Annotated in this window: 23 protein-coding genes; 15 read left to right on the top strand and 8 right to left on the bottom strand. The window is 63.8% G+C overall.

The window, feature by feature from the left end; genetic code table 11:
• Window positions 1-67: 67 nt before the first annotated feature.
• The 4 genes from BM374_RS12030 to BM374_RS12015 all read right to left on the bottom strand — a co-directional run bounded on the left by BM374_RS12030 (window position 68) and on the right by BM374_RS12015 (window position 3,507).
• Complete coding sequence (locus BM374_RS12030; RefSeq protein WP_092292272.1) at window positions 68-1,210, bottom strand: OpgC domain-containing protein; 1,143 nt, start codon at window positions 1,208-1,210, stop codon at window positions 68-70.
• Window positions 1,211-1,400: 190 nt separating this feature from the next.
• Complete coding sequence (locus tag BM374_RS12025; protein ID WP_092292270.1) at window positions 1,401-1,853, bottom strand: hypothetical protein; 453 nt, start codon at window positions 1,851-1,853, stop codon at window positions 1,401-1,403.
• A gap of 90 nt (window positions 1,854-1,943) precedes the next feature.
• The gene (locus tag BM374_RS12020) at window positions 1,944-2,315 is read right to left on the bottom strand and encodes an ElaB/YgaM/YqjD family protein (RefSeq protein WP_177248249.1); all 372 of its coding nucleotides are present in this window, start codon (window positions 2,313-2,315) and stop codon (window positions 1,944-1,946) included.
• A gap of 79 nt (window positions 2,316-2,394) precedes the next feature.
• Complete coding sequence (locus BM374_RS12015) at window positions 2,395-3,507, bottom strand: AI-2E family transporter (RefSeq protein ID WP_092292266.1); 1,113 nt, start codon at window positions 3,505-3,507, stop codon at window positions 2,395-2,397.
• Window positions 3,508-3,727: 220 nt separating this feature from the next.
• Here BM374_RS12015 and BM374_RS12010 point away from each other — a divergent pair, with 220 nt between their 5' ends.
• From BM374_RS12010 to BM374_RS12000, 3 genes are all read left to right on the top strand, one after another.
• A complete protein-coding gene (locus BM374_RS12010; protein WP_092292264.1) occupies window positions 3,728-4,498 on the top strand; it encodes a L,D-transpeptidase in 771 nt (256 codons plus the stop codon).
• 19 nt (window positions 4,499-4,517) lie between these two features.
• Entirely contained in the window at window positions 4,518-5,171 is a 654-nt protein-coding gene (locus BM374_RS12005) for a DUF2865 domain-containing protein (protein WP_092292262.1), read from the top strand.
• Between the two features lie 125 nt (window positions 5,172-5,296).
• Entirely contained in the window at window positions 5,297-5,452 is a 156-nt protein-coding gene (locus BM374_RS12000) for a Thivi_2564 family membrane protein (protein WP_008546817.1), read from the top strand.
• Between the two features lie 69 nt (window positions 5,453-5,521).
• Here the strand turns inward: BM374_RS12000 and BM374_RS11995 are convergent, their stop codons facing one another.
• The 3 genes from BM374_RS11995 to cysD all read right to left on the bottom strand — a co-directional run bounded on the left by BM374_RS11995 (window position 5,522) and on the right by cysD (window position 10,668).
• Window positions 5,522-7,687, bottom strand: a complete 2,166-nt coding sequence (locus BM374_RS11995; protein ID WP_092292260.1) for a malate synthase G — start codon at window positions 7,685-7,687, stop codon at window positions 5,522-5,524.
• Window positions 7,688-7,934: 247 nt separating this feature from the next.
• Complete coding sequence (gene cysC, locus BM374_RS11990; RefSeq protein ID WP_092292258.1) at window positions 7,935-9,851, bottom strand: adenylyl-sulfate kinase; 1,917 nt, start codon at window positions 9,849-9,851, stop codon at window positions 7,935-7,937.
• A 22-nt stretch (window positions 9,852-9,873) separates the two neighbouring features.
• Window positions 9,874-10,668 carry a sulfate adenylyltransferase subunit CysD gene (gene cysD / locus BM374_RS11985; protein WP_092293395.1) on the bottom strand — a complete coding sequence of 265 codons (795 nt, stop codon included), beginning with the start codon at window positions 10,666-10,668 and terminating at the stop codon, window positions 9,874-9,876.
• Between the two features lie 244 nt (window positions 10,669-10,912).
• Here cysD and cysG point away from each other — a divergent pair, with 244 nt between their 5' ends.
• The 12 genes from cysG to BM374_RS11925 all read left to right on the top strand — a co-directional run bounded on the left by cysG (window position 10,913) and on the right by BM374_RS11925 (window position 22,205).
• Window positions 10,913-12,349 carry a siroheme synthase CysG gene (cysG, locus tag BM374_RS11980; RefSeq protein WP_092292256.1) on the top strand — a complete coding sequence of 479 codons (1,437 nt, stop codon included), beginning with the start codon at window positions 10,913-10,915 and terminating at the stop codon, window positions 12,347-12,349.
• On the top strand, window positions 12,346-12,663 hold the full coding sequence (locus BM374_RS11975; RefSeq protein ID WP_092292254.1) for a DUF2849 domain-containing protein: 318 nt from the start codon (window positions 12,346-12,348) through the stop codon (window positions 12,661-12,663). The genes cysG and BM374_RS11975 overlap by 4 nt, the downstream gene beginning before the upstream one ends.
• An 11-nt stretch (window positions 12,664-12,674) precedes the next feature.
• Window positions 12,675-14,330 (top strand): nitrite/sulfite reductase, encoded by a 1,656-nt coding sequence (locus tag BM374_RS11970; protein ID WP_092292252.1) that lies wholly within the window; start codon window positions 12,675-12,677, stop codon window positions 14,328-14,330.
• On the top strand, window positions 14,317-14,832 hold the full coding sequence (locus BM374_RS11965) for a DUF934 domain-containing protein (RefSeq protein ID WP_092292250.1): 516 nt from the start codon (window positions 14,317-14,319) through the stop codon (window positions 14,830-14,832). Before BM374_RS11970 ends, BM374_RS11965 begins: the two co-directional genes overlap by 14 nt.
• Window positions 14,829-15,554: a phosphoadenylyl-sulfate reductase gene (locus tag BM374_RS11960; RefSeq protein WP_092292248.1), complete on the top strand. Its 726-nt coding sequence runs from the start codon at window positions 14,829-14,831 to the stop codon at window positions 15,552-15,554. The genes BM374_RS11965 and BM374_RS11960 overlap by 4 nt, the downstream gene beginning before the upstream one ends.
• A gap of 112 nt (window positions 15,555-15,666) precedes the next feature.
• Window positions 15,667-16,668, top strand: coding sequence for a sulfate ABC transporter substrate-binding protein (locus BM374_RS11955; protein WP_092292246.1), 1,002 nt, complete (start codon window positions 15,667-15,669; stop codon window positions 16,666-16,668).
• Window positions 16,669-16,705: 37 nt separating this feature from the next.
• The gene (gene cysT / locus BM374_RS11950) at window positions 16,706-17,542 is read left to right on the top strand and encodes a sulfate ABC transporter permease subunit CysT (protein WP_092292244.1); all 837 of its coding nucleotides are present in this window, start codon (window positions 16,706-16,708) and stop codon (window positions 17,540-17,542) included.
• 10 nt (window positions 17,543-17,552) lie between these two features.
• On the top strand, window positions 17,553-18,461 hold the full coding sequence (gene cysW / locus BM374_RS11945) for a sulfate ABC transporter permease subunit CysW (protein ID WP_092292242.1): 909 nt from the start codon (window positions 17,553-17,555) through the stop codon (window positions 18,459-18,461).
• The gene (locus BM374_RS11940) at window positions 18,451-19,485 is read left to right on the top strand and encodes a sulfate/molybdate ABC transporter ATP-binding protein (protein WP_092292240.1); all 1,035 of its coding nucleotides are present in this window, start codon (window positions 18,451-18,453) and stop codon (window positions 19,483-19,485) included. The genes cysW and BM374_RS11940 overlap by 11 nt, the downstream gene beginning before the upstream one ends.
• 172 nt (window positions 19,486-19,657) lie before the next feature.
• The gene (locus BM374_RS11935; protein ID WP_092292238.1) at window positions 19,658-20,161 is read left to right on the top strand and encodes a CAP domain-containing protein; all 504 of its coding nucleotides are present in this window, start codon (window positions 19,658-19,660) and stop codon (window positions 20,159-20,161) included.
• A gap of 78 nt (window positions 20,162-20,239) precedes the next feature.
• Window positions 20,240-21,415, top strand: coding sequence for a DUF3734 domain-containing protein (locus BM374_RS11930; RefSeq protein ID WP_092292236.1), 1,176 nt, complete (start codon window positions 20,240-20,242; stop codon window positions 21,413-21,415).
• A gap of 1 nt (window position 21,416) precedes the next feature.
• Window positions 21,417-22,205, top strand: a complete 789-nt coding sequence (locus BM374_RS11925) for a 3-hydroxybutyrate dehydrogenase (protein WP_092292234.1) — start codon at window positions 21,417-21,419, stop codon at window positions 22,203-22,205.
• A gap of 143 nt (window positions 22,206-22,348) precedes the next feature.
• Here BM374_RS11925 and BM374_RS11920 read toward each other — a convergent pair whose 3' ends face one another.
• Window positions 22,349-23,173 carry a sulfite exporter TauE/SafE family protein gene (locus BM374_RS11920; protein WP_092292232.1) on the bottom strand — a complete coding sequence of 275 codons (825 nt, stop codon included), beginning with the start codon at window positions 23,171-23,173 and terminating at the stop codon, window positions 22,349-22,351.
• Between the last annotated feature and the right edge of the window lie 16 nt (window positions 23,174-23,189).

The raw sequence follows: 23,189 nt of genomic DNA, 5'->3' as shown, positions 1-23,189 counted from the left end.
ATGGCCGCCTCGTTCCGCATAGCGTAGCTGCGGGCTCCGGCCTAGCGAAATCGCCTCATCGCCCCGGCTAGGCCCGCTGACGCAGGGCCGCCGGCTCGTCCTGCCGCTTCGACCAGGAGATATAATAGGCTACCGCCGTCATCGCTGCGAAGCCGACGAGGCTCACGCCGATCTGCATAGCGACCAGATTGGCGCCGGTGATGAGAATGAGATGTCCGGCGAAGGACAGGAATACGGCGACGCAGAACACTGCCAGCCATTCCTCGCCGCATTTGACGACCATCTGGAGCGGCTTCAATTGCAGGCCTGGATGGTCGGCTGGAATGAGATGAGTTGCGACAAAGGCGAGCGCGAGGAAATGGAGCACGCGATAGGGCGCAAGATTTTCTTTGTCGGCCGGTGAGATGCCGTTGAGCAAGACGTCGGGCAGATAGGCGGACAGCGCCGGCGAATGGCGCATCAAGGTGATGGCCATCGCTGACAGCAGATAAGCACCCGCGAGTGCGCGCAGCCAGGACAGGTTGCGCAAGCCTCGGCCCGAGACGCCGGTGACCGCGAACCAGCCGCCCAGCACCATCAGCATCTGCCAGCAGAACGGATTGAACGTCCATTCCTGGTCGGGATAAGCGTGAAAATTCCAGCCGAACCGGCGCGCCGCGAGATACAGCGCGACCGACGCGGCCAATGTCAGGTTCGGACGTCGCAGCAGACCCCACAAGGCGAACGGGAAGAACGCCATCAACGGAATCATCAGCTGCAGGAGGTCGAGATTGAGCGGCTCTTCCTGGAGCACCAGTCCCCGGACCAGGATGCGCAGCGGGTGCTCGAGAATTCCCGAGATATTGTATTCCTCGATGATATCAGGCGCCCCCGATTGCGAGGCGACATAGGCGATGGTGTCGATATAGATCACGAATAGCACGACATAGGCGGCATAGAGCCGCCAGACGCGCCGAAAGATGCGGGTCGCGGCGACGATATAGCCGCGCTCCAGCGCCATCCTGCCGTAGATGATCGCAACCCCATAACCCACCACGAACACGAACAGGTCGGCAGCGCCGCTGAAGCCGAAATTGCGCAGCGTCAGCAAGTTGACGACGTTGTTCGGGATGTGGTCGACGAAGATCGACCAGTTGGCAATGCCCAGCGTCAAATAGAGCCTGGCGTCGTGTTGAAATGCGGCAAGGTTCGCCTTGACGGACGGTTTCATTGTGGAAAATGACTTCTGGAATCAGGGGCGATGCTTTTAGCGGCAACCGCCCGCCTATCCGAGTAGCGATTGCGTGAAGGCAGGACGGAATTACCACGCCTGATGAAAAATTGCGGGGAGGCGGGCCGTCGAATTTCCGGCCGCCAGCGCATCGGGCTGGCAGCGCAACCTTCTTAATGAGGTCTTACCCTTACTCAGCCGGCTCGGCCGAAGTCTCATCCGCACCGACGCTGCGGCTTGCCATGATTCCGAGCGCAACGCCGCCGATTGCCAGGATCGGCAACAGGCGCTTGACGCCGATGGCGCGGACGATCTGCAGACCTGTGGCGAGCAGCATGGGATCGGCGAGCATGCTGGGGGCCGCCTTCGCGGCGTGCTCGGCGGCGAGACGCGCGCGTGTGCGAATCTCCCGCTTGTAGCCCCAATAGCTGCCCGCTGCGGCAAGTGTCAGCAGAAAGAAAATGCCTGCGCCCGCAAGGCAGGCCGGCACGGGACCGTATTTTTCAAGCACCGAGATAAAGGCCGCCGCGCACAGGAAACAGGTGGTGATGAACAGTGCGAACGCTGCACCCGCCGCCAGCGAGGTCAGTCGCACGGTCGTGCCCGTCGATGCGCTGATGCCGTCGATGATGCGCTGAAACACGGTCTTGCTCCTCCGCTCCCCACAAGCCAATTCGTCACCAGCCGGCCACGGCGGCGCGGGCCGTCGTGCCCCTATAGTCCATCGCGCGCTCTAGCGGCGCCAGGCGATGCCGATCAGGAAGCCGATGCCGAGCGCGACACCGACGGTCGCGAGCGGCCGCTGCGTGATCGCATCTTCCAGCGTCTCCTCGATCGAGCCGTAAGCGTTGTGGGCCGCGTCCATCATCGCGCTGCTGCGCTCCGAGAAGTCGTCGAGCGTCGAATCCATGTTGTCGCGCGCCTGCTTGTAACCACGCCGGGCCTGCTTGCCCGTGGCGTTGGCGAATGTGTTGAGCGCGTCGGTGATCTGGTCGGTAAGGGCGGCGATATCGCTTTTCACGGCTGCTACATCCTTCTCGAGGCGTTCTGTGGTGGCTTTGTCGATCCGGTCTCTCATGCCGGTTTCGCCATTTGTCATTGACATCAAGGGGCTCCCAAACAGTCGGCGGCGGAGATACCCGGAAAACGTTTCGTCTTCGGGTAAGTTCCGTTCGCGTCGGCCGTCACTCCTGCGGGAGCTGGGGCGAATTCTCCGGCAACAAATGCTCCTTCAGGATCAACCCTACGATCAACAGCGGAGACGACAGGAAGGCGCCCATCGGCCCCCATAGCCAGGTCCAGAAGGCCAGCGCGACGAACACGGCAAGCGCATTCAGCGCCAGCCTGCGGCCGATGATGGTGGGCGTGACGAAGTGCCCTTCCAGGAAGGTGATGCCGCCGAAGGCGATCGCCGCGGCGAGCCCGCCGCCGATGGTCGGGAACGTCAAAACGCCGACGAGGGCCAATATGAGGAACATCGCGACCGGCCCGATGATGGGGATGAAGTTGAGCGTTGCGGCGAGGGCGCCGAGGCCGGCAGGATTGGGCATGCCCGTAATTGCGCAAACGACACCGGCTGCAATGCCCACGCCGATATTGATGACGGTCACCGTCAGCAGGTAGTTGCCGAGATGGACCTCGATCTCGTTCAGGATTCGCAGCGTGCGCAGCCGCGCATCGCGCTCGGCGAACGTCATGATCAGCGCGCGCCGCAGGTCGCGCCAACTCGCGATGAACAGGATCAGGGTGGCGAAGAACAACAGGAACTCTGCAAAGGTCGGCGACAGGAATTCCAGCGTCGGCTGCACCCAGTCGAACTTGGGGAGCTGGAAGTTCGGCAGCCCGTCGGAGCCGCCGACCATGCTTTGGAGCTCCTGCCACAGCGCCAGAGGACGGTCGAAAACGTGCATCTTGTCCTTGAGCTGGCCCGCAAGCTGCGGCAGGCGTGAGCTCCAATCCATCACCGGCGACGCAATGAGTGCGAAGATGAAGGCGACGATCGCACTGACAGCGGCCACGATGAGCACGGCCCCGACGGCCCGCGGCACCCGACACTTTTCCAGAAAGGTCGCGGCCGGCGACAGCATGGTGCCGGCGACGATAGCCATGACGACAGGGAGGAAGAACGCCTTGGCGACGTAGAGCACGGCGACGACGGCGATCAGGAGCAGGCCGGCAAGAGCAAAGGCCACGAACTCGGTGCGCCGGATCACCGGGGGCAGTTCGGCATGACTGTCAGGAAGCGGGGTACCTTCGTCGGGGCCGGAAATCAGTCGTTCACTGGGAAGAACGCGCACGATATATCTCCCCGCGCGGAAGTCTCCGTGCGCCCGTTAATGCCAAGGAAACGCGCGAGGGAAACGCGCGAGCGCCGCCGCGGTTCCATCTCGGCTTCGTGAAGTGATGATCGCTTGACTGTGACGCGGCGGCCTCAGCCGTCACCGGAACTTGAGTCGTCACTGCCGCGTTGAGGCGACAGCAGCATCACCCAGATGCACACATCCAACGGGGCAGCACATGACAACGTTCTCCGTAATCCGTCGCAGCTTCTCGCCGCGCGTCGTCACGACTGGTGCATTCGCGACAGCGTTATTGTCCTTGCCCTTCGCGGCTCAGGCACAAACGCCGGGCTATGCACCGATGCAGCCGCAGGCGTATCGGCAGGACCCGGCCTACTCGCAGGGTTACAGCAGCGAAGCGCCGCAGGCCGCCGACGAGGATGCGGCGCTGCCGGATCGCCTCCGCCGGCAGATCGTGAGCTTCGACCGCAACGAGGCGGCCGGCACCATCGTCATCGATACCGCGAACACTTATCTCTATTATGTGCTCGGGAACGGGCGCGCCATCCGCTACGGCGTCGGCGTCGGCCGTGAGGGATTTACCTGGTCGGGCGTGCAGAGCATCAGCCGCAAGGCGGAATGGCCGGATTGGCATCCGCCGGCAGAGATGATCGCGCGCCAGCCCTATCTGCCGCGCTTCGTCGCCGGAGGGCCCGGAAATCCGCTGGGTGCGCGTGCGATGTATCTCGGCTCCAGCGAATACCGCATCCACGGCACCAACGATCCCACTACCATCGGCAAGTTCGTCTCCTCCGGCTGCATCCGCCTCACGAATGAAGACGTGACCGACCTGTTCAGCCGCGTCAGCGTCGGCACCAAGGTCGTGGTGCTGCCGAAGAACGCGCCGCTGATGGCGCGCGGCGGCGACGGCGTGCGCAAGCGGCCGGCGGTCACGACGCTGCCCTCGGGACGTCAGGCGTTGAACGTTCCGGCGTCGTCGGTGGACTGAAGAGCCTAAGTGAGGTCACGTGATGAGACGTTCGATCAGCAGGCCGGCTTGCGGAGCGGCCGCATTCGTCGCGATCGCCTCCATTGGCCTCGCGCTGGCGCCTTCGGCACGTGCGGAGGATTTCTTCTCAGCGCTGTTCGGTGGCTTCCGCATGCGGCCGCCGCCGGAGATCAGGGTGCCGTTCCCGAACGACGACGGGCCGCGCTACGATGCGCCGCGCCAGCGCGCGTCTTATGGTGGCGGCACGGCCTATTGCGTACGTGGCTGTGACGGGCGCTACTTCCCGGCGCAAGGCAATGATGCCGAGAGCAAGGCGCAATCCTGCAAGAGCTTTTGTCCGGCGTCAGAGACGTCTCTGGTCTATGGCAACGATATCGACGACGCCACCACCGACAAGGGAAAATCCTATTCCGACCTGCCCAACGCCTTCCGCTATCGCAAGGAGATCGTCGCAGGCTGTACCTGCAACGGGAAGGATCCGGTCGGGCTCGCGCAGGTCAGGATCGACGACGATCCGACCCTGCGCAAGGGCGACATCGTTGCGGGCGCAGATGGCCTCGTCGTCGCCAATCGCAACGCCAACGATCGCCGCGGCGTCGCGATGAACTTCTCGCCTTTGCCTGACAAGATGCGCGCCAAATTCCGACAGGTGCCCGTGGTGGCGAAGGAGTAAGGGGCTCCATGCCGCACGGCGAAGTCGACATATTTCCAAGAAGTTGCAATGGGTTGCCTCGGTGGAACCGATGCGCGAGACGAGCGTTAGGACCTCATTAGCAATTGCCTGAAGGGGGCTCTGCGATGCTGGTCGGCGTACTCGTCACCTTTCTCGTCGTCATTCTCGTACTCTATCTCATCAATATGCTGCCGATGGATGGTCGCGCCAAGCAGATCGCGCGCGTCATCGTCATCATCATCGGCATCGTGTCGCTGCTGAAATATCTCGCGGTATTTTAGCAGGCTTTCTGATCCCAACAAAAAAGCCCCGGCGGAAGCCGGGGCTTTTGATGTTCGAACAACGGGGTTTCAGCCCGCTGCCTTGGCCTCGCGGCGGCGGGCGGTGAGAATGTATTCCGTGTAGCCGTTCGGCTGCTCGCGACCCTTGAAGATGAGATCGCAGGCGGCCTTGAAGGCGACGCCGTCGAAGGCGGGTGCCATCGGCTTGTAGATCGGGTCGCCCGCGTTCTGCTTGTCGACGACGACGGCCATGCGCTTGAGCGATTCCATCACCTGCGCTTCCGTGATCACGCCCTGGTGCAGCCAGTTGGCGAGATGCTGGCTGGAGATGCGCAACGTGGCGCGATCTTCCATCAGTCCGACATCGTGGATGTCTGGCACCTTGGAGCAGCCGACGCCCTGGTCGATCCAGCGCACGACATAGCCGAGAATGCCCTGGCAGTTGTTGTCGATCTCCTGCTTGACGTCATCAGGGGCCCAGTTCGATTTCGACACGGGAATGGTGAGGATGTCGGAGAGCTTTGCGCGCGGCCCGCCCTTGGCCAGTTCCTGCTGGCGCGCGATGACGTTGATCTGGTGGTAGTGCAGGGCATGCAACGTGGCCGCGGTCGGCGAGGGCACCCAGGCGGTGGTGGCGCCGGCCTGCGGATGGGCCAGCTTCTGCGCCAGCATGTCCGCCATTTTGTCCGGCGCGGCCCACATGCCCTTGCCGATCTGGGCGTGGCCGGGCAGGCCGTCGATCAGACCCATGTCGACGTTCCAGTCCTCATAGGCCTTGATCCAGGCCTGCGCCTTCATCTCGTTCTTGCGGATCATGGGACCCGCTTCCATCGAGGTGTGAATCTCGTCGCCGGTGCGGTCGAGGAAGCCGGTGTTGATGAACATGATGCGCTTGGAGGCGCGCTGGATGCAGGCCTTGAGGTTGACGGTGGTGCGCCGCTCCTCGTCCATGATGCCGACCTTGAGCGTGTTCTCGGGCAACCCCAGCATCTTCTCGACCCGGTCGAAGATCTCGCAGGTGAACGAGACCTCGTCCGGGCCGTGCATCTTCGGCTTGACGATATAGGCAGATCCCGTGCGGCTGTTCTTGACCTTGGAATTGCCCTTGAGGTCGTGAATGGCGAGCAGGCCGGAGACGGCGGCATCTAGCAAGCCTTCCGGGACTTCCTCGCCCTTCTCGTCGAGCACCGCGTCGGTGAACATGTGGTGACCGCAATTGCGCATCAACAGCAGGCTGCGGCCGTGCAGCTTCACTTCGCCCTTTCCGTCCGGCGTCTTGTAGGAACGGTCGGCATTGAGCGAACGCGTCAGCGTCTTGCCGCCCTTCTCGAAGTCGGCCGACAGCGTGCCGTTCATCAGGCCGAGCGTGTTGCGATAGACCAGCACCTTGTCCTCGGCGTCGACGGCGGCAACCGAGTCTTCCATGTCGAGAATGGTCGAGACCGCCGCTTCCATGATCATGTCGGCGACGCCGGCCGGATCGTCCTTGCCGATCGTGCTGTTGCGGTTGATCATCACCTCGACATGCAGGCCGTTGTTGACCAGCAGCACCGCTGATGGTGCGGCCGCATCGCCCTGGAAGCCGGCGAATTGCGCGGCGTTCTTCAGCGCGGTGGCGTTGCCGCTCTTCAGCTTCACCGCGAGCTGGCCCGCGACGACGCTGTAGGCGGTGACGTCGGTGTGGCTGCCGGTCGCGAGCGGTACGGCGGTATCGAGAAACGCCTTGGCCTTGGCGATCACCTTGTCGCCGCGCGCCTTGTTGTAACCCTTGCCGCTCTCCGTTGGATCATGAGGAATCGCGTCCGTGCCGTAGAAGGCGTCGTAGAGCGAACCCCAGCGCGCATTTGCGGCGTTCAGCGCATAGCGTGCGTTGGTGAGGGGCACGACCAGCTGCGGACCGCAGATCTTGCCGATCTCCTCGTCCACATTGGCGGTCTCGACCTTCTGCGTCGCAGGCTCGGGGACGAGATAGCCGATCTCCTTCAGGAAGGCGGTATAGGCATCGAGGTCGAAGGCTTTGCCTTTGTGGGCGCGGTGCCAATCGTCGATCTTGGCCTGGAGCTGATCACGGAAGGCGAGCAGCGAGCGGTTCTTCGGCCCCAACTCCCTGATGATGGCGGCAACCCCGGCCCAGAACGCATCCGGCGCGATGCCCGTTTTGGGGGCGGCTTCCTTGGCGATGAAATCGAAAAGGACAGGGGCGATCTTCAATCCGTGGGCGTCGACGCGTTTCATGATGGGCTTTCTTGTTGGAAATGGCTGTTTTTGGCTGCCTTTGACCCGCCAGCAGCAAAATGCGCCCATAGGGAGCAGCTTTCGGGACCTATTAGCCCCAAAACCGGGGCGCTGAGAAGACCCCCGGAGGTTTGTCAAAATGTCAAGCGGAGGTGAGGCGCGCAGGCATGGCTCGCACCTCAGGATGACGGACTACCGGCCTTGTCATGGCCAGGACGACACAGTGACGTGGCGCGAAGTCGGCCCCTCAAATATTCGCGGCGAGATCCACGACTTCGTCGAACAGCACGCCGGATGACTTCAGCATCTGCTCGATCTCGTCCGCGGCCTCCGCGACCGTGCGCTTCGACGTGTCGATGACGAGCTCGGCTGCCTCGGGCTTCTCGTAGTCGTTGCCGATGCCAGTGAACGAGGCCAGCGCGCCGGCGCGTGCTTTCTTGTAATGGCCCTTGGGATCGCGCTCCTCGCAGACCTCGGCCGGTGTCGCGACATGAATCTCCCGGAACGCGGTGTCGGCGATGCGGCGCGCGATGGCGCGGTCCTCACGGGCCGGGGAGACGGCCGCGACGATCGCGATATGGCCGTTGCGGGCGAGATGCGTCGCGACCTCGGCAAGCCTGCGGATGTTCTCGCTGCGGTCGGCGGCGGTGAAGCCGAGATCGCTGTTGAGCCCGGCTCGCAGCGTGTCGCCGTCGAGCAGGATCGGCGAACCGCCATTGCTGAACAGCCGGCGTTCCAGCGCCTTTGCCAGCGTCGACTTGCCCGAGGCGGGAAGGCCGGTGAGCCACACCACGGCACCGTTGTGATGGTAACGCGCGGAACGCTCGTCGGGCCGCAGCGCGGATTCCACCGGCACGATATCGACGGGCACGGCACGTTGGCCGGCATCGACCGACAGCACCAGGCCGCCGCCGGCGATGCGTCCCGACACCTCGATCACGAGGCGTCCGGTGCGCGGATTCTCGGTATAGGGATCGGTGGCAATCGGGTTCGACAGCGAGATGTCGATCTCGCCGACATGGTTGCGGCCGATCGCCTTGTTCTCGCTGCTCGAGAGCTCGCCGGGGTCGACGGCCTTTTCGATGGCAACGACGGTGGCGCGGCTTTCCTTCGGCCCCGACCGCACCAGGAGCTGGTCGCCCTTGGCGAGCGGCTTGTCGTGCAGCCAGAAGATTCGCGCGCGCAGGCGGCGCGTCTCGCGCGGGGCAGCGTTGGCGTGAGCGATGATGTCGCCACGCTCGATGAACAATTCGCGGTCGAGCGTGATGCCGACTGAACGGCCCGCGCCCTGCCGTCCTGCGACTGGCGTCACCGGCCAGCTCTCGACGGTCTTGATCCTGGCGATCTTGCCGGCCGGCATGATCACGATCTCGTCGCCCGCAACCAGGCTGCCGGACTCGATGCGGCCGGCGACGATGCGGCGGTCATCAAACTTGTAGATCGCCTGCACTGGCAGCCGCAGTGCCAGTGCTTCCAGCGGCCGGGCCGGCTCGAGGGCGTCGAGCGCCTCGACCACGGTCGGACCCTTGTACCAGCCGATGCGGTCGGTACGTTCGGCGACGCCGTCGCCGTCGCGTGCGGAAATCGGGATCACGGCCGTCGGCTTCACGCCAAGACCACTCAGATGCGCCGAGATTTCGTCGCTGATCGCCTTGAAGCGCTCGGCGCTGAAGTCGACGCGGTCCATCTTGTTGACGACGACCGCGACCTGCTTCACGCCGAGCAGGTGCAGGAGATAGCCGTGTCGCCTTGTCTGGTCACGCACACCTTCGAGCGCATCGATGATCAGCACCGCGCCGTCGGCCTGCGAGGCGCCGGTGATCATGTTGCGCAGGAATTCGGCGTGGCCGGGCGCGTCGATCAGCACGATATCGCGCGAATTGGTGCGGAAGCGGATCTGCGTGGTGTCGATGGTGATGCCCTGGTCGCGCTCGGTCTGCAGCGCGTCGAGCAAGAACGACCATTCGAACGGCATGCCGCGCCGCGCGCTGACGGCCTTCAGCATATCGAGCTTGCCCTCGGGCAGGCTGCCGGTCTCGTGCAGGAGGCGGCCGACCAGCGTCGACTTGCCATGGTCGACATGGCCGACGATGACGATGCGAACCTGCGGACGGGTGGTGCCGTTCGGCGTGGCGGGCGAGGTGGGCGTGACGAGCATGTTCATGGCCGCGTGCGTCCTTCAGGGATCAGAGATAGCCGGCGACGCGCAGGCGCTCGAAAGCGTCTTCGGTCTCGTGGTCGAGCGCGCGGCCGGCGCGCTCCGGCACCTTGGTCTGCTCGAGCTCGATCAGGATCTCGTCGATGGTCGACGCATTCGAATTCACGGGGTTGGTGATGTCCTGATCACCCAACGAGCGGTAGCGTTTACCGTTCTTGGCGAGATACAGCGGGATGATCGGGATGTTCTCGCGCTTGGTGTAGGCCCAGATATCGGCCTCGGTCCAATGCAGGATCGGATGGATGCGCAAATGCGCGCCTTGCGGCGGCGAGGCGTTGAAATGATCCCAGAACTCCGGCGGCTGGTCGCGCACGTCCCAATTGCCTTCAAGACCGCGCGGCGAGAATACGCGCTCCTTGGCGCGGGTAGCTTCCTCGTCGCGGCGGATACCGGCGATCAGGCCGTCAAAGCCGTATTTGGCCAGCGCCATCTTCAGGCCTTCGGTCTTGCGCGCAGCGGAACGGGCGGCCGGCGGCAGCGTCGGGTCGACGGCATCGATGGGTGGGCAAGGTTCGACGCGCAGATCGAGATCCCATTCCTTTCCGTAATGGTCGCGGAAGCGATACATCTCCGGAAACTTCTTGCCGGTGTCGACATGCAGGGCCGGAAACGGCATGCGGCCGAAGAACGCTTTCCGCGCCAGCCAGATCATGACGTTGGAGTCCTTGCCGAGCGACCACAGCAGCGCAATCTTCTTCAACCGGGCAAAGGCCTCGCGGAAGATGTAGATGCTCTGCGCCTCGAGCTGGTCGAGATGGTCCATGCTGGGCGCAACGTCGGCAGAAAATTCTTGCGAGCCCGAGCGTCCGATGGGGGCCGGGCTGCTCACTCCGACATCTGCGGAATCGTCCTTGAGAAGATGCATCTCTGCCACTTTGCGTTTGGAGGCGAAAATTCTATAGTTGCAGTGCGGAAGAGAAGAAAAAATTTTCTCTTTGCGCGCTCGAAACGACACATATATAGAAAATAATTCCAGTCAACCCTGAATTGGGGGAAGCGAGTATCGCATGCGGTTCCTGCCGGTGTTTCTCGATCTCAAGACCGGTCCGGTGGTCCTCATCGGCGCGGGCGAGCTGCTGCGCGCAAAATTGCGCGTGCTCGCGGCTGCCGGAGCGCGCGTTCGCGTGCATGCGATCGACCGCGATCATGAACTGGGCCTCAGCGCCGAGGACGCCGCGCGTGTCGAGATCGCGACGGATGATCCGCTGACCGCTGATCTCTCTGGCGTCATTGCCGTCGTCTGCGCGGGAGCGGGCGACGTCGGCATCGCCATGTCGGCGCGGGCGAAGTCGCTCGGTCTGCCCGTCAACGTCATGGACGATCTCGAACATTCCAGCTTCATCTTCCCGGCCATCGTCGACCGCGGCGATGTCGTGGTCGCGGTCGGCACGGGTGGCACATCGCCGGTGGTGGCGCGGCGCGTGCGCGAGAAGATCGAGGCGCTGCTGCCGGCGCGCATCGGCGACCTCGCCGAGTTCATCGGCAGCTTCCGCAAATCCGTCAACGAGCGCATCGCCGAGTTTCCACTGCGCCGCCGCTTCTGGGAGCGCGTCATCGACGGCCCGATCGGCACCGCCGTGCTCGCCGGCCGCAAGGCCGAAGCGGATGCATCGCTCAAGGCGATCTCCGATCCCTCCGCGTTCGCGCGCGCCGACAAGCCGGAAGGCTCGGTCGCGCTGGTCGGTGCCGGCCCCGGCGATCCCGACCTTCTCACCATCAAGGCGTTGCGCGCCTTGCAGGACGCCGACATCGTCTTCCACGACGAGCTGGTCTCGCCCGAGATTCTCGACCGCATCCGCCGCGATACCACGCGCGTTGCGGTCGGCCGTCGTGTCGGCAAGCCCGGCATCGGCCAGGACGCCATCAACAAACGCATGATCGAGGCCGCGCGATCGGGCCAGCGCGTGGTGCGGCTGAAGGGCGGCGATCCCTTCGTGTTCGGCCGCGGCGGCGAAGAGGTCGAAGCGCTGCGCGCGGCCGAGATCGCGTATTCGGTCATTCCAGGCATCACCGCAGGACTCGGCGGCGCCGCCGATTTCGAGGTGCCACTCACCTATCGTCACGAAGCAACCCGGATCACCTTCCTCACAGCGCATAAGGCGCGCGATGCCGAAGCGGTGGATTGGTCGACCTTGACCGACACAAGGATGACCGTCGTCGTTTACATGGGCATGACCGCGGCACCGTCCGTGCGCGCCGGCCTGTTTGCGGCCGGCCGCTCCCCTGAGACGCCGGTCGGCGTGTTCGCCCGCGTGACGCGGCCCGATGCGCAGAGCGCGATCGGTACGTTGCGCGACCTGCCCGAGCTCGTGCGGCGGATCGATGGCGGTCCCGCCATTCTCATCATCGGCGACGTGGTCCGGCATGCCGGCACGCTTCGTCGCCAAACCCTGAAGAAAAACTCAGCCCAAATCATCTCTGACCTATTGGATGCAGCCGAATGACCTCCCCGCTTGAACAGAAGAAGATCAAGATCGCCGGCCCCTCGGTGGTGACCGCCAACCGCACCTGGGACGGCATCGTGGTGTATCGCACCGCCGCCAAGAGCTGGTCCGCCGACCTCTCGGAAGCCGTCATCGTGCGCAACTCCGACGAGGCCAAGGCGCTGCTCGCGGAATCCGTGGCTGATGACGTCGGCGCCGTGGGTGCCTATATCGCCCCGGTGCAGGTCGGCGACGACGGCAAGGTCGAACCCGGCAATCTGCGCGAACAGATCCGCCGCACCGGCGTGACCATCGGACAGCCGGCCCAGGTTTAAGGCGCTCTCTTATGTATGCTTACGACGAAATCGACCGCACGCTCGTCAACGAGCGCGTTTCGGAGTTCCGCGACCAGGTGAAGCGCCGCCTTTCGGGCGAGCTCACGGAGGACGAGTTCAAGCTTCTGCGGCTCCAGAACGGCGTCTATCTGCAACTGCACGCCTACATGTTCCGCGTTGCCATTCCCTACGGCACGCTGGCGACCAACCAGCTGCGGGCGCTGGCCCATGTCGCGCGCAAATACGATCGCGGCTATGGTCACTTCACCACGCGGCAGAATATCCAGTTCAACTGGATCAAGCTCGCCGAGCTGCCCGACGCGCTGGAAGATCTCGCCAAGGTCGGCATCCATGCGATGCAGACCTCCGGCAACAACATGCGCAATGTCACCTCGGACCAGTGGGCCGGCGTCGCCCCCGGCGAGATCGAGGACCCGCGCATCTGGTCGGAGCTGATCCGCCAGCACACCACGCTGCATCCGGAATTCTCGTTCCTGCCGCGCAAGTTCAAGATCGCGATCACCGCGTCGGACCACGACCGCGCCGCGATCAAGATCCACGACATTGGCCTGCGGCTGGTCAAGAACGAGAAGGGCGAGACCGGCTTCGAGGTGCTGGTCGGCGGCGGCCTCGGCCGTACCCCGTTCATCGCCAAGACCATCAAGCACTTCGTGCATGGCCGCGACATCCTCAGCTACATCGAGGCGATCCTGCGCGTCTACAATCAGTACGGCCGCCGCGACAACATCTACAAGGCGCGCATCAAGATCCTGGTGCACGAGCTCGGCATCGAGAAATTCTCGCGCGAGGTCGAGGAGGAGTGGCAGCACATCCGCAACTCCTCGCTCCAGATCGACGACGAGGTGATCGAGGACATCCGCTCGCGCTTCACCTATCCCGCCTACGAGAAGCTGCCGCACATGCCCGACGAGCTGCGCCAGGCCGCGGCCGACCCTGACTTCGAGGCGTGGCGGAAGAACTCGGTGGCCCCGCACAAGGTGCAGGGCTATTCCATCGTCACCATCTCGCTGAAGCCGATCGGCAAGCCTCCGGGCGATGCCACGGCCGAGCAGATGGATGCGCTGGCTGATCTCGCCGACATCTACTCCTTCGGTGAGATCCGCGTCGGCCATGAGCAGAACCTGGCGCTGCCGCATGTCGCCAAGCGCGACCTGCCGGCGCTGTGGAAGGCGCTCGATAAGCTTGGATTGGCGACGCCCAACGTCAATCTGATCACCGACATCATCGCCTGCCCGGGCCTGGACTATTGTTCGCTGGCGAATGCACGCTCGATCCCGATCGCACAGGAGCTGTCGCGGCGCTTCGCCAACCACGAGCTCGCCAACCTGATCGGCCGGCTCCACATCAACATCTCCGGCTGCATCAATGCCTGCGGCCACCACCATGTCGGCCATATCGGCATTCTCGGCGTCGAGAAGAACGGCGAGGAGGTCTATCAGATCACCATCGGCGGCCGCGCCGACGAGGGCGCTGCGCTCGGCACCCTGATCGGCCCCGGTGTCAAGTTCGACGAAGTTGCCGACGTCATCGAAGACGTCGTGGAAGCCTATCTCGCGCTGCGCGAGCGGCCCGAAGAGCTGTTCATGGATACCGTGAAGCGCCTCGGCGTCGAACCCTTCAAGGAGCGCGTCTATGCCACTCGTTAACGGTGGAAAAATCGTCGACGACGGCTACGTCAAGCTTGCCGTCGACACGCCGCTGCCCGAGGGCGGCGACATCCTGGTGCCGGCCGAGCGCTTCATTGCCGAGGCGGATGCGCTGCTCAAGCGCCCCGGCAAGGTCGGCGTGATCTGGCCGAACAACCGCGACATCGACGAAGTCGTGCCGTATCTCGGCAAGGTCGCCGCTGTCGCGCTGGTGTTCCCGACTTTCCGCGACGGACGCGCTTACAGCCAGGCGCGGCTGCTGCGCGAGCGTTACAATTATCGCGGCGAGCTGCGCGCGACCGGCCAGATCCTGCGCGACCAGTTCGTGTTCATGCTGCGCGCCGGCTTCGATTCCTTCGAGGTCAAGAAGCAGGCCGATGCGGAAGCCTTCATGCAGACGGCAAAACGCTATTCGGTGTTCTACCAGCCGACCGGCGACGGCCGCATCACGGCGCTGCACCGGCGCATGCAGCTGCGTCATTCGGAAGGTGTCGGCACGTGAACGCCATCGCGCCCCAGGTCTCGTCCGCTACCCCGCTGCCTTCGGCGGCAGAGCTCGACCGGAGCTTGCGCGATGCCTCGCCCGCCGAGGTCATCGCTGCTGCGCTGAAGGCGGTCGGTCGTGACAAGCTCGCGCTGGTGTCGTCCTTCGGTACGGAATCGGCGACGTTGCTGAAGGTCATGGCGGACGTCGATCCGGCGATCCCCGTGATCTTCCTCGACACCGGCTGGCTGTTCGAGGAGACTCTGGCCTATCGCGATACGCTTGTAGCTACGCTGGGTCTGAAGGACGTCCGCTCGATCAAGCCGGCGGAAGAGACGTTGTCGCGCGAAGATCCCGAGCGCGACCTCTGGTTCTCCGATCCCGATGCCTGCTGCCGTATCCGCAAGGTCGAGCCGCTCACGCGTGCGCTGAAACCGTTCTCGGCCTGGCTCAACGGACGCAAGCGTTTTCAGGGCAATGCGCGTGCCGATATTCCTGTGGTCGAGGACGACGGCGCGCGGTTGAAGTTCAACCCGTTTGCGAATGTCTCTCGCGAGGAACTCGAGGCGATTTTCGTCCGCGCCAAATTGCCGCGCCATCCGCTCGCGGCGTCCGGTTTTCGCTCGGTCGGGTGTATGCCTTGCACCAGCAGAACGGCCGAAGGCGAGGACGAGCGCGCGGGTCGCTGGCGTGGCCGCGCCAAGACAGAATGCGGCATCCACACGATGAAGAGTTCGTAGTACAGTCGCGCTGCGAGCTGGCGAACAAGAAAATCCGGTTCCGTTGACTTGAGAGCGTTTCGCCACGAGTTTCGCCTGCATGCCTTCGTCGACATCGGCGTCGTCGAAGTGAATGGAGATGGACCTGATGCGCCGTATCGTTCCGCTCGTTGCAGGACTGCTTTGGGCAAGCTCGGCTCTCGCCGCTGACATCAATCTTTTGAACGTGTCGTACGATCCGACGCGCGAGCTTTATGTCGAGTTCAACAAGGCGTTCGCGACCGCCTATCAGAAGGAGACCGGCAAGAGCGTCGAGATCAAGCAGTCGCACGGCGGCAGCGGCTCGCAGGCGCGCGCTGTGATCGACGGACTGCAGGCCGATGTGGTGACGCTCGCACTTGCCTATGACGTCGATGCCATCGCCGCCAAAGGTCTCATTGCGGCCGACTGGCAGAAGCGGCTGCCGCAAAATTCCTCGCCCTACACCTCGACCATCGTGTTCCTGGTGCGCAAGGGCAATCCCAAAGGCATCAAGGATTGGGACGACCTGGTCAAGCCTGGCGTCGCCGTGATCACGCCGAACCCGAAGACCTCGGGCGGCGCGCGCTGGAATTATCTTGCCGCCTGGGGCTTTGCGCAGAAGAAATACGGCTCCGCCGACAAGGCCAAGGAGTTCATCGGCAAGCTGTATCAGCAGGTCCCGGTGCTCGACACCGGCGCGCGCGGGGCCACCGTGACCTTCGTCGAACGCGGTGTCGGCGACGTGCTGCTGGCCTGGGAGAACGAGGCGTTTCTCGCCCTGAAGGAGTTTGGCGCGCAGAAGTTCGAGATCGTGGCGCCGCCGCAGTCAATCCTGGCCGAGCCGCCGGTGGCCCTGGTCGACAAGGTCGCCGACAAGAAGGGCACGCGCAGCGCCGCCGATGCCTATCTGCAATATTGGTACACGAAGGAAGGTCAGGAGATCGCCGCGCGCAACTTCTACCGTCCGCGCGATGCCGAGATGGCCAGGAAGTACGAAAATGCCTTTGCCAAGGTCGAACTCTTCACGATCGACGACGTTTTCGGTGGTTGGACCAGGGCGCAGAAGGAACACTTTGCCGACGGCGGCACCTTCGATCAGATTTACAAGAACTGATCGGGTGCTGCCCTAAGGGGCATTAGCAGGGGACTGAGTGAGCGCAATTGCAGCACGACGCCGGACGTTGCCGGGCTTCGGTCTCACGATGGGACTGACGCTGACCTGGCTGTCCGTCATCATCCTGATTCCGCTCGGCGGGCTGTTCCTGAGATCCACCGAACTCAGTCCCGAGCAGTTCTGGGCCATCCTCTCCAGCCGGCGCACCCTGAATGCACTGCGCGTCTCCTTCGGACTCGCGTTTGCGGCGGCCTGCGTCAATCTCGTGATGGGCAGCATCATCGTCTGGGCGCTGGTGCGCTATCGTTTCCCCGGCCGGCGGATCTTCGATGCCATCGTGGACGTGCCGTTCGCATTGCCGACGGCGGTGGCTGGGGTCGCGCTGACCGCGCTGTTCGCCGAGAAGGGCTGGCTCGGCGCGCCGCTCGCCGCGCTCGGCATCAAGGTGGCATTCACGCCGCTCGGCATCTTCGTCGCCATGATCTTCATCGGCATTCCTTTCGTGGTGCGCACGGTGCAACCGGTGCTGCAGGATCTCGATCCCGAGATCGAGGAAGCCGCAGGCAGCCTGGGGGCCAGCCGCTGGCAGACCATCACACGCGTGATCCTGCCCTCGCTCGCACCGGCATTGCTCACCGGTCTCGCGCTCGCCTTCGCCCGTGCTGTCGGCGAATACGGCTCGGTGATCTTCATCGCCGGAAATCTGCCGAATGTTTCCGAGATCGCGCCGCTGCTGATCGTGATCCGCCTGTCCGAATTCCGTTATGCCGACGCGACTGCAATTGCGGTCGTCATGCTCGTCGTGTCCTTCGTCATCATCTTCGCGGTGAACCGGTTGCAGCGTTGGGCGCAGAACCGGGTTCCGGTGCATTGAGGGGGATGCGATGACGATGCAGATCGCCGATTCCGTTTCCCTGTCCTCGCCCGAGGCGAAGGCGCGTGCCCACGCTGCCGCGGCGCGCAACAATCTCCGTACCGAGCCCCGTGCGGTGCGCGTCACCATCATCTCGCTCGCGATAGCCTTTCTCACCGTCTTCGTCGTGATGCCGCTGGTCCTCGTGTTCGCGCAGGCGTTTTCGAAGGGCATCATGGCCTATATCACCGCGCTGGCCGAGCCTGAGGCGCTGGCCGCGATCAAGCTGACACTGCTGGTCGCTGCGATTTCGGTCACGCTCAATTTGGTATTTGGCCTGGTCGCCGCCTGGGCCATCGCCAAATTCGATTTCCCCGGCAAGACCTTCCTGATCACTCTGATCGACCTGCCGTTCTCGGTGAGCCCGGTGATCTCGGGCCTCGTCTTTGTGCTGCTGTTCGGTGCGCAGGGTTATTTCCGAAGTTGGCTCAGGGATCACGACATCCAGATCCTGTTCGCGGTGCCCGGCATCGCGCTTGCAACCACGTTCGTGACCTTCCCCTTCGTGGCGCGGGCGCTGATCCCGCTGATGCAGGAACAGGGCACGCAGGAGGAGGAGGCCGCAATCTCGCTGGGTGCCTCGGGCCTGCAGACCTTCTTCCGCGTCACGCTGCCCAACATCAAATGGGGCGTTCTCTACGGCGTCCTGCTCTGCAATGCGCGCGCGATGGGCGAGTTCGGCGCGGTCTCGGTCGTCTCCGGCCACATCCGCGGCGAGACCAACACGATGCCGCTGCTGGTCGAGATTCTCTACGACGAGTACCAGTTCGTCGCCGCGTTCGCGATCGCCTCGCTGCTCGCCATGCTGGCGCTGATCACGCTGGTCGCAAAGACAGTCCTGGAGCGTCGGCTGGACGGAGGAGAAGACCGTGACCATTGAAGTCAAAAATCTCGTCAAGATCTTCGGCAGCTTCAAAGCCCTCGACGGCGTCGATCTCAAGGTCGAAAGCGGCGAGTTGCTTGCACTGCTCGGCCCGTCCGGATCGGGAAAGACCACGCTGCTGCGGATCATCGCCGGTCTCGATTGGCCCGATGCGGGCGAAGTCTCCTTCAACGGCGAGGACGCGCTGGCGCAGGGCGCGCGCGAACGTCACGTCGGCTTCGTGTTCCAGCACTACGCGTTGTTCCGCCATATGAGCGTGTTCGAGAACGTCGCCTTTGGTCTGCGCGTGCAGCCGCGCGCGGTCCGCAAGGACGAGGCGACGATCCGCGCCCGCGTCAAGGAGTTGCTCGATCTCGTGCAACTCGACTGGCTCGCCGACCGCTATCCGAGCCAGCTCTCCGGCGGCCAGCGCCAGCGCATCGCGCTTGCGCGTGCGCTGGCGATCGAGCCGCGCATCCTCTTGCTCGACGAACCGTTCGGCGCGCTCGATGCAAAGGTGCGCAAAGAGCTGCGCAAATGGCTCCGTTCGCTGCATCACGAGATCAACGTCACCTCGATCTTCGTCACCCACGACCAGGAAGAAGCGCTCGAAGTCGCCAACCGCGTCGTGGTGATGGACAAGGGCAGGATCGAGCAGATTGGCTCGCCCGATGACGTCTACGAGACCCCGGCGACGGCCTTCGTTCACGGCTTCATCGGCGAATCCATCGAGCTGCCGGTCCAGGTCGAAGCCGGCGTCGTCAGGCTGGGCGACCGGCCGCTGCGGCTCGCGGCCGACGGCCTTGCGCCTGGCGCGTCAAAACTGTTCGTGCGGCGACATGATATGTTGGTTGGCCCGCCGGGCTCGGGCGCGTTCGAGGGCGCGGTTCAGCACGTCCGGAATTGCGGCCCCGTGCAGCGGGCCGAGGTCGCACTCTCCGGCGGCGAAACCATCGAGATCGATGCCCCCCGTGACCGGGAACTGCGTGCCGGCGATACGATCGGGCTAAATCCTCGCCGCTACCGGATCTTTGCGGGCTAGACCGTCATTCCGGGGCGCGCGCCAGCGCGAACCCGGAATCCCGAGATTGTCGCGCGAGATTCCGGGTTCGATACTTCGCATCGGCCCGGAATGACAGCTACGATTTTCTTCAAAATTCACCTTTCAGCCATTGTTGGTATGCAACAACGGCCCCTCATTTGGGGGCCTCTACATGCGCGCTGCGGCCGCAATTCTCATCACTTTGCTTCTTGCCGGCTGCGCCGGCAACGAAGCGCCGGTCCAGCAGCCGTCGATGTATGCGGACATGTCGGTCCCGGGCGCCAAGCTCGATGCGCCGGCCGCAGCGATCATGATTTCGCAATACCGCCAGAACAACGGGCTCGGCTCCGTCGAGGTCGACCCCGAATTGATGCGGCTCGCCGAATCCCAGTCCAACGCCATGGCCGCTGCCAACAAGATGGACCATGACGTCCGCGCGCCCCTGGGCAAGCGGCTCAATGCCGGCGGTTATCCCGCGACGGTGGCGGTCGAGAACATCTCGGCCGGCTATCATACGCTGGCAGAAGCGTTTTCCGGTTGGCGCGACTCGCCTCCGCACCGCGCCAACATGCTCAAGAGCGGTGTCACAAAATTGGGCATCGCGGCAAGCTATGCTCCAGGCACCAAGTACAAGGTGTTCTGGACCATGATCCTGGCATCGACCGAGCCCCGATAAGCCAGACTTGATCCCGGGATGCATTGACGCCGCGGCAGACTGTCGCCACGGTGGCTCGCCTTTTGCTATTAGTCCCTTATGACAGATCACAGCCCGGAAGTCGCAACAGTCCCCGCGAAGGCGCAGCGCGTCCTGGTTCTCCAGGGCGGCGGCGCGCTCGGCTCCTATCAGGCCGGCGCCTATCAGGCGCTGTGCCATTTCGATTTCGAGCCTGAATGGGTCGCCGGCATCTCGATCGGCGCTGTCAACGCCGCCATCATCGCCGGCAATGAGGGCCACACCCGCGTCAAGCGACTCAAGGAATTCTGGGAAATGGTTTCCGCGCCGGTGCCGTGGAAGCCGATCGGCAAGAGCGATCACAGCCGCGAGCTGTTCAATTCCACCAGCGCCGCCCTGATCGCGACCTTCGGCGTACCCGGCTTCTTCGTTCCGCGCGTGCCGCCCGCGCCGCTGTGGCCGCCCGGCAGCAAGCAGGCTGAAAGCTATTACGACACTGCGCCGCTGAAAAAGACACTGGAGCGGCTCGTCGACTTCGACCGCATCAACGATCTCAAGACCCGCCTGTCGGTCGGCGCCGTCGGCGTCACCTCCGGCAACTTCAAGTATTTCGACAATTACGAGTTCAAGAAGCTCGGCAAGAAGATCGGCCCGGAGCACATCATGGCTTCCGGTGCGCTGCCGCCGGGGTTTCCGTCCGTGGTCATCGACGGCGAACATTATTGGGACGGTGGCATCGCCTCCAACACGCCGCTCGACTTCGTGCTGGATGCGGAGCTCGACCGCGACCTCCTGATCTTCCAGGTCGACCTCTTCAGCGCCCGCGGCGATCTGCCGAACTCGCTGCTCGAGGCGACGGAGCGCGAGAAAGACATCAGATTCTCCAGCCGAACGCGGATGAATACCGACAAGAACAAGCAGGTGCACAACACGCGCAAGGCGCTGCGCGAGCTGATCGACAAGCTGCCTGATTATCTGAAGAACGATCCGTCGGTCGAGATCCTCAACAAGGCGGCGCGCGAGAGCACCGTCACCGTCGTGCACCTGATCTACCGCAGCAAGAATTACGAGTCTTCGTCCAAGGATTACGACTTCTCCCATGTCGCCATGGTCGAGCATTGGGAGAGCGGCGTGCGCGACGTGCATCTGTCGATGCGCCACAAGGATTGGCTCGAGCGGCCGCAGTCCGGCGAGACCATGGTCACCTACGATCTCACCGGGGACGTCACCGCGCCCCCGCCAAAAAGGAGCGAATAATATGGGTACTCTCTCAGGCAAAAACGCCGTCGTGACAGGTTCGACCAGCGGGATTGGCCTTGCATATGCGCGCGCCTTCGCCGGCGCCGGTGCCAATGTCGTCATCAATGGCTTCGGCTCGCCGGAGGACATCGAAAAGGAGCGTGCCAAGATCGAGTCCGATTTCGGCGTGAGGGCGATCTATTCCCCCGCCGACATGACCAAGCCGGCCGAGATCGCCGGCATGATCGCGCTTGGCGAAAAGACCTTTGGCTCGGTCGACATTCTCGTCAACAATGCCGGCATCCAGTTCGTCTCGCCGGTCGAGGAGTTTCCGATCGAGAAGTGGGATCAGATCATCGCGATCAACCTGTCCTCGGCCTTCCACGGCATCCGCGCCGCCGTGCCCGGCATGAAGAAGAAGGGCTGGGGGCGTATCATCAACACCGCTTCGGCGCATTCGCTGGTCGCTTCGCCTTTCAAGTCGGCCTATGTGTCGGCCAAGCACGGCATCGCCGGCCTGACCAAGACCGTGGCGCTTGAGGTCGCGACCCACAAGATCACCTGCAACTGCATCAGCCCCGGCTATGTCTGGACGCCGCTGGTCGAGAAGCAGATCCCGGATACGATGAAGGCCCGCAATCTCACCCGCGAGCAGGTCATCAACGACGTGCTGCTCGATGCGCAGCCGACCAAGGAGTTCGTGACATCAGAGCAGGTCGCGGCGCTGGCGCTGTTCCTGTGCAGCGACGATGCCGCGCAGATCACCGGCACCAATTTGTCGATCGACGGCGGTTGGACCGCGGAGTAAGGGCGCGCGCACTCTGTCATGCCCCGGCTTGACCGGAGCATCCAGTACGCCGCGGCTATCGATTGAATCACAATTTTTCTCGGAGTACTGGATCGCCCGGTTAAACCGGGCGATGACAGCGAGAGTGAGGCGCCGGCTTCCGCCTAATGGCTCCAGGCCAGCGCCGTCACGATCGCGGATTGCAGGTTCAATTCCGCGAACATGATCTTGCCAGCGACCAGCATGAGGACGCTGGCCAGCGTCAGGCGCAGCACCATTTCGGGCACGCGTGTCGCGCTGTAACTGCCCACGATGATGCCGGGCAGCGAGCCCATCAAGAGCACACCCATCAGGCCCCAGTCGACGTCGCCGAGCGCCCAGTGCCCGATCCCGGCAACCAGGGTCAGCGGCACGGCATGCGCGATGTCCGAGCCGACGATCGTCGCCACCGGCAGGCGCGGGTAGAGCAACAGCAGCACGGTCACGCCGACCGCGCCGGCGCCGACGGAGGAGATCGAGACCAGCACGCCGAGTACGACGCCGGTGATGACGGTCGCCATCGCCGTGGTGCGCTCGTCGATTTGTTCGAGGCGACGGCGATAGCGCTCCATGATCGATTTGCGGAAGATCAGCGAGGTCGCAGTGAGCAGCAGCGCGAAGCACAGCACGATGTTGACGAGGTTGCGCTCGGCATCACTCTTCAGGTCGAGCTTCCACAACACGAGCAGCGTCAGCGCGCTCGCCGGAATGCTGCCAGAGGCGAGCCGCAGCACCGCCGGCCAGTGCACGCTGCGCGACCAGCCATGGACGATACTGCCGCCGGTCTTGGTAGCGGCGGCATAAAGCAGGTCGGTTCCGACCGCGGTGGAGGGATGGACGCCGAACAGCAGGATCAGCAGCGGCGTCATCAACGAGCCACCTCCGACGCCGGTCATCCCGACAAGCAGGCCGACGGCAAATCCCGAAGCGACGTACAGTGGATCCATCATGCCCGCAGAATCTAAG

Origin of the sequence: Bradyrhizobium sp. Ghvi (assembly GCF_900115265.1) — a bacterium.
In the GTDB taxonomy this organism is placed as follows: domain Bacteria; phylum Pseudomonadota; class Alphaproteobacteria; order Rhizobiales; family Xanthobacteraceae; genus Bradyrhizobium.
Note: the sequence above shows the minus strand (reverse complement) of the source record. Positions and strands in the feature narration are given on the sequence as shown.

Bases quoted from the DNA above. Each gene is read 5' to 3' on its own strand.
- BM374_RS12030 (WP_092292272.1), bottom strand. From the start codon at position 1,210: ATGAAACCGTCCGTCAAGGCGAACCTTGCCGCATTTCAACACGACGCC.
- BM374_RS12000 (WP_008546817.1), top strand. From the start codon at position 5,297: ATGCTGGTCGGCGTACTCGTCACCTTTCTCGTCGTCATTCTCGTACTC.
- BM374_RS12010 (WP_092292264.1), top strand. From the start codon at position 3,728: ATGACAACGTTCTCCGTAATCCGTCGCAGCTTCTCGCCGCGCGTCGTC.
- BM374_RS11920 (WP_092292232.1), bottom strand. From the start codon at position 23,173: ATGATGGATCCACTGTACGTCGCTTCGGGATTTGCCGTCGGCCTGCTT.
- BM374_RS11955 (WP_092292246.1), top strand. From the start codon at position 15,667: ATGGAGATGGACCTGATGCGCCGTATCGTTCCGCTCGTTGCAGGACTG.
- BM374_RS11925 (WP_092292234.1), top strand. From the start codon at position 21,417: ATGGGTACTCTCTCAGGCAAAAACGCCGTCGTGACAGGTTCGACCAGC.
- BM374_RS12020 (WP_177248249.1), bottom strand. From the start codon at position 2,315: ATGTCAATGACAAATGGCGAAACCGGCATGAGAGACCGGATCGACAAA.
- BM374_RS11935 (WP_092292238.1), top strand. From the start codon at position 19,658: ATGCGCGCTGCGGCCGCAATTCTCATCACTTTGCTTCTTGCCGGCTGC.
- cysW (WP_092292242.1), top strand. From the start codon at position 17,553: ATGACGATGCAGATCGCCGATTCCGTTTCCCTGTCCTCGCCCGAGGCG.
- BM374_RS11995 (WP_092292260.1), bottom strand. From the start codon at position 7,687: ATGAAACGCGTCGACGCCCACGGATTGAAGATCGCCCCTGTCCTTTTC.
- BM374_RS11975 (WP_092292254.1), top strand. From the start codon at position 12,346: ATGACCTCCCCGCTTGAACAGAAGAAGATCAAGATCGCCGGCCCCTCG.
- cysD (WP_092293395.1), bottom strand. From the start codon at position 10,668: ATGGACCATCTCGACCAGCTCGAGGCGCAGAGCATCTACATCTTCCGC.
- cysC (WP_092292258.1), bottom strand. From the start codon at position 9,851: ATGAACATGCTCGTCACGCCCACCTCGCCCGCCACGCCGAACGGCACC.
- BM374_RS11970 (WP_092292252.1), top strand. From the start codon at position 12,675: ATGTATGCTTACGACGAAATCGACCGCACGCTCGTCAACGAGCGCGTT.
- cysG (WP_092292256.1), top strand. From the start codon at position 10,913: ATGCGGTTCCTGCCGGTGTTTCTCGATCTCAAGACCGGTCCGGTGGTC.
- BM374_RS11930 (WP_092292236.1), top strand. From the start codon at position 20,240: ATGACAGATCACAGCCCGGAAGTCGCAACAGTCCCCGCGAAGGCGCAG.
- BM374_RS11965 (WP_092292250.1), top strand. From the start codon at position 14,317: ATGCCACTCGTTAACGGTGGAAAAATCGTCGACGACGGCTACGTCAAG.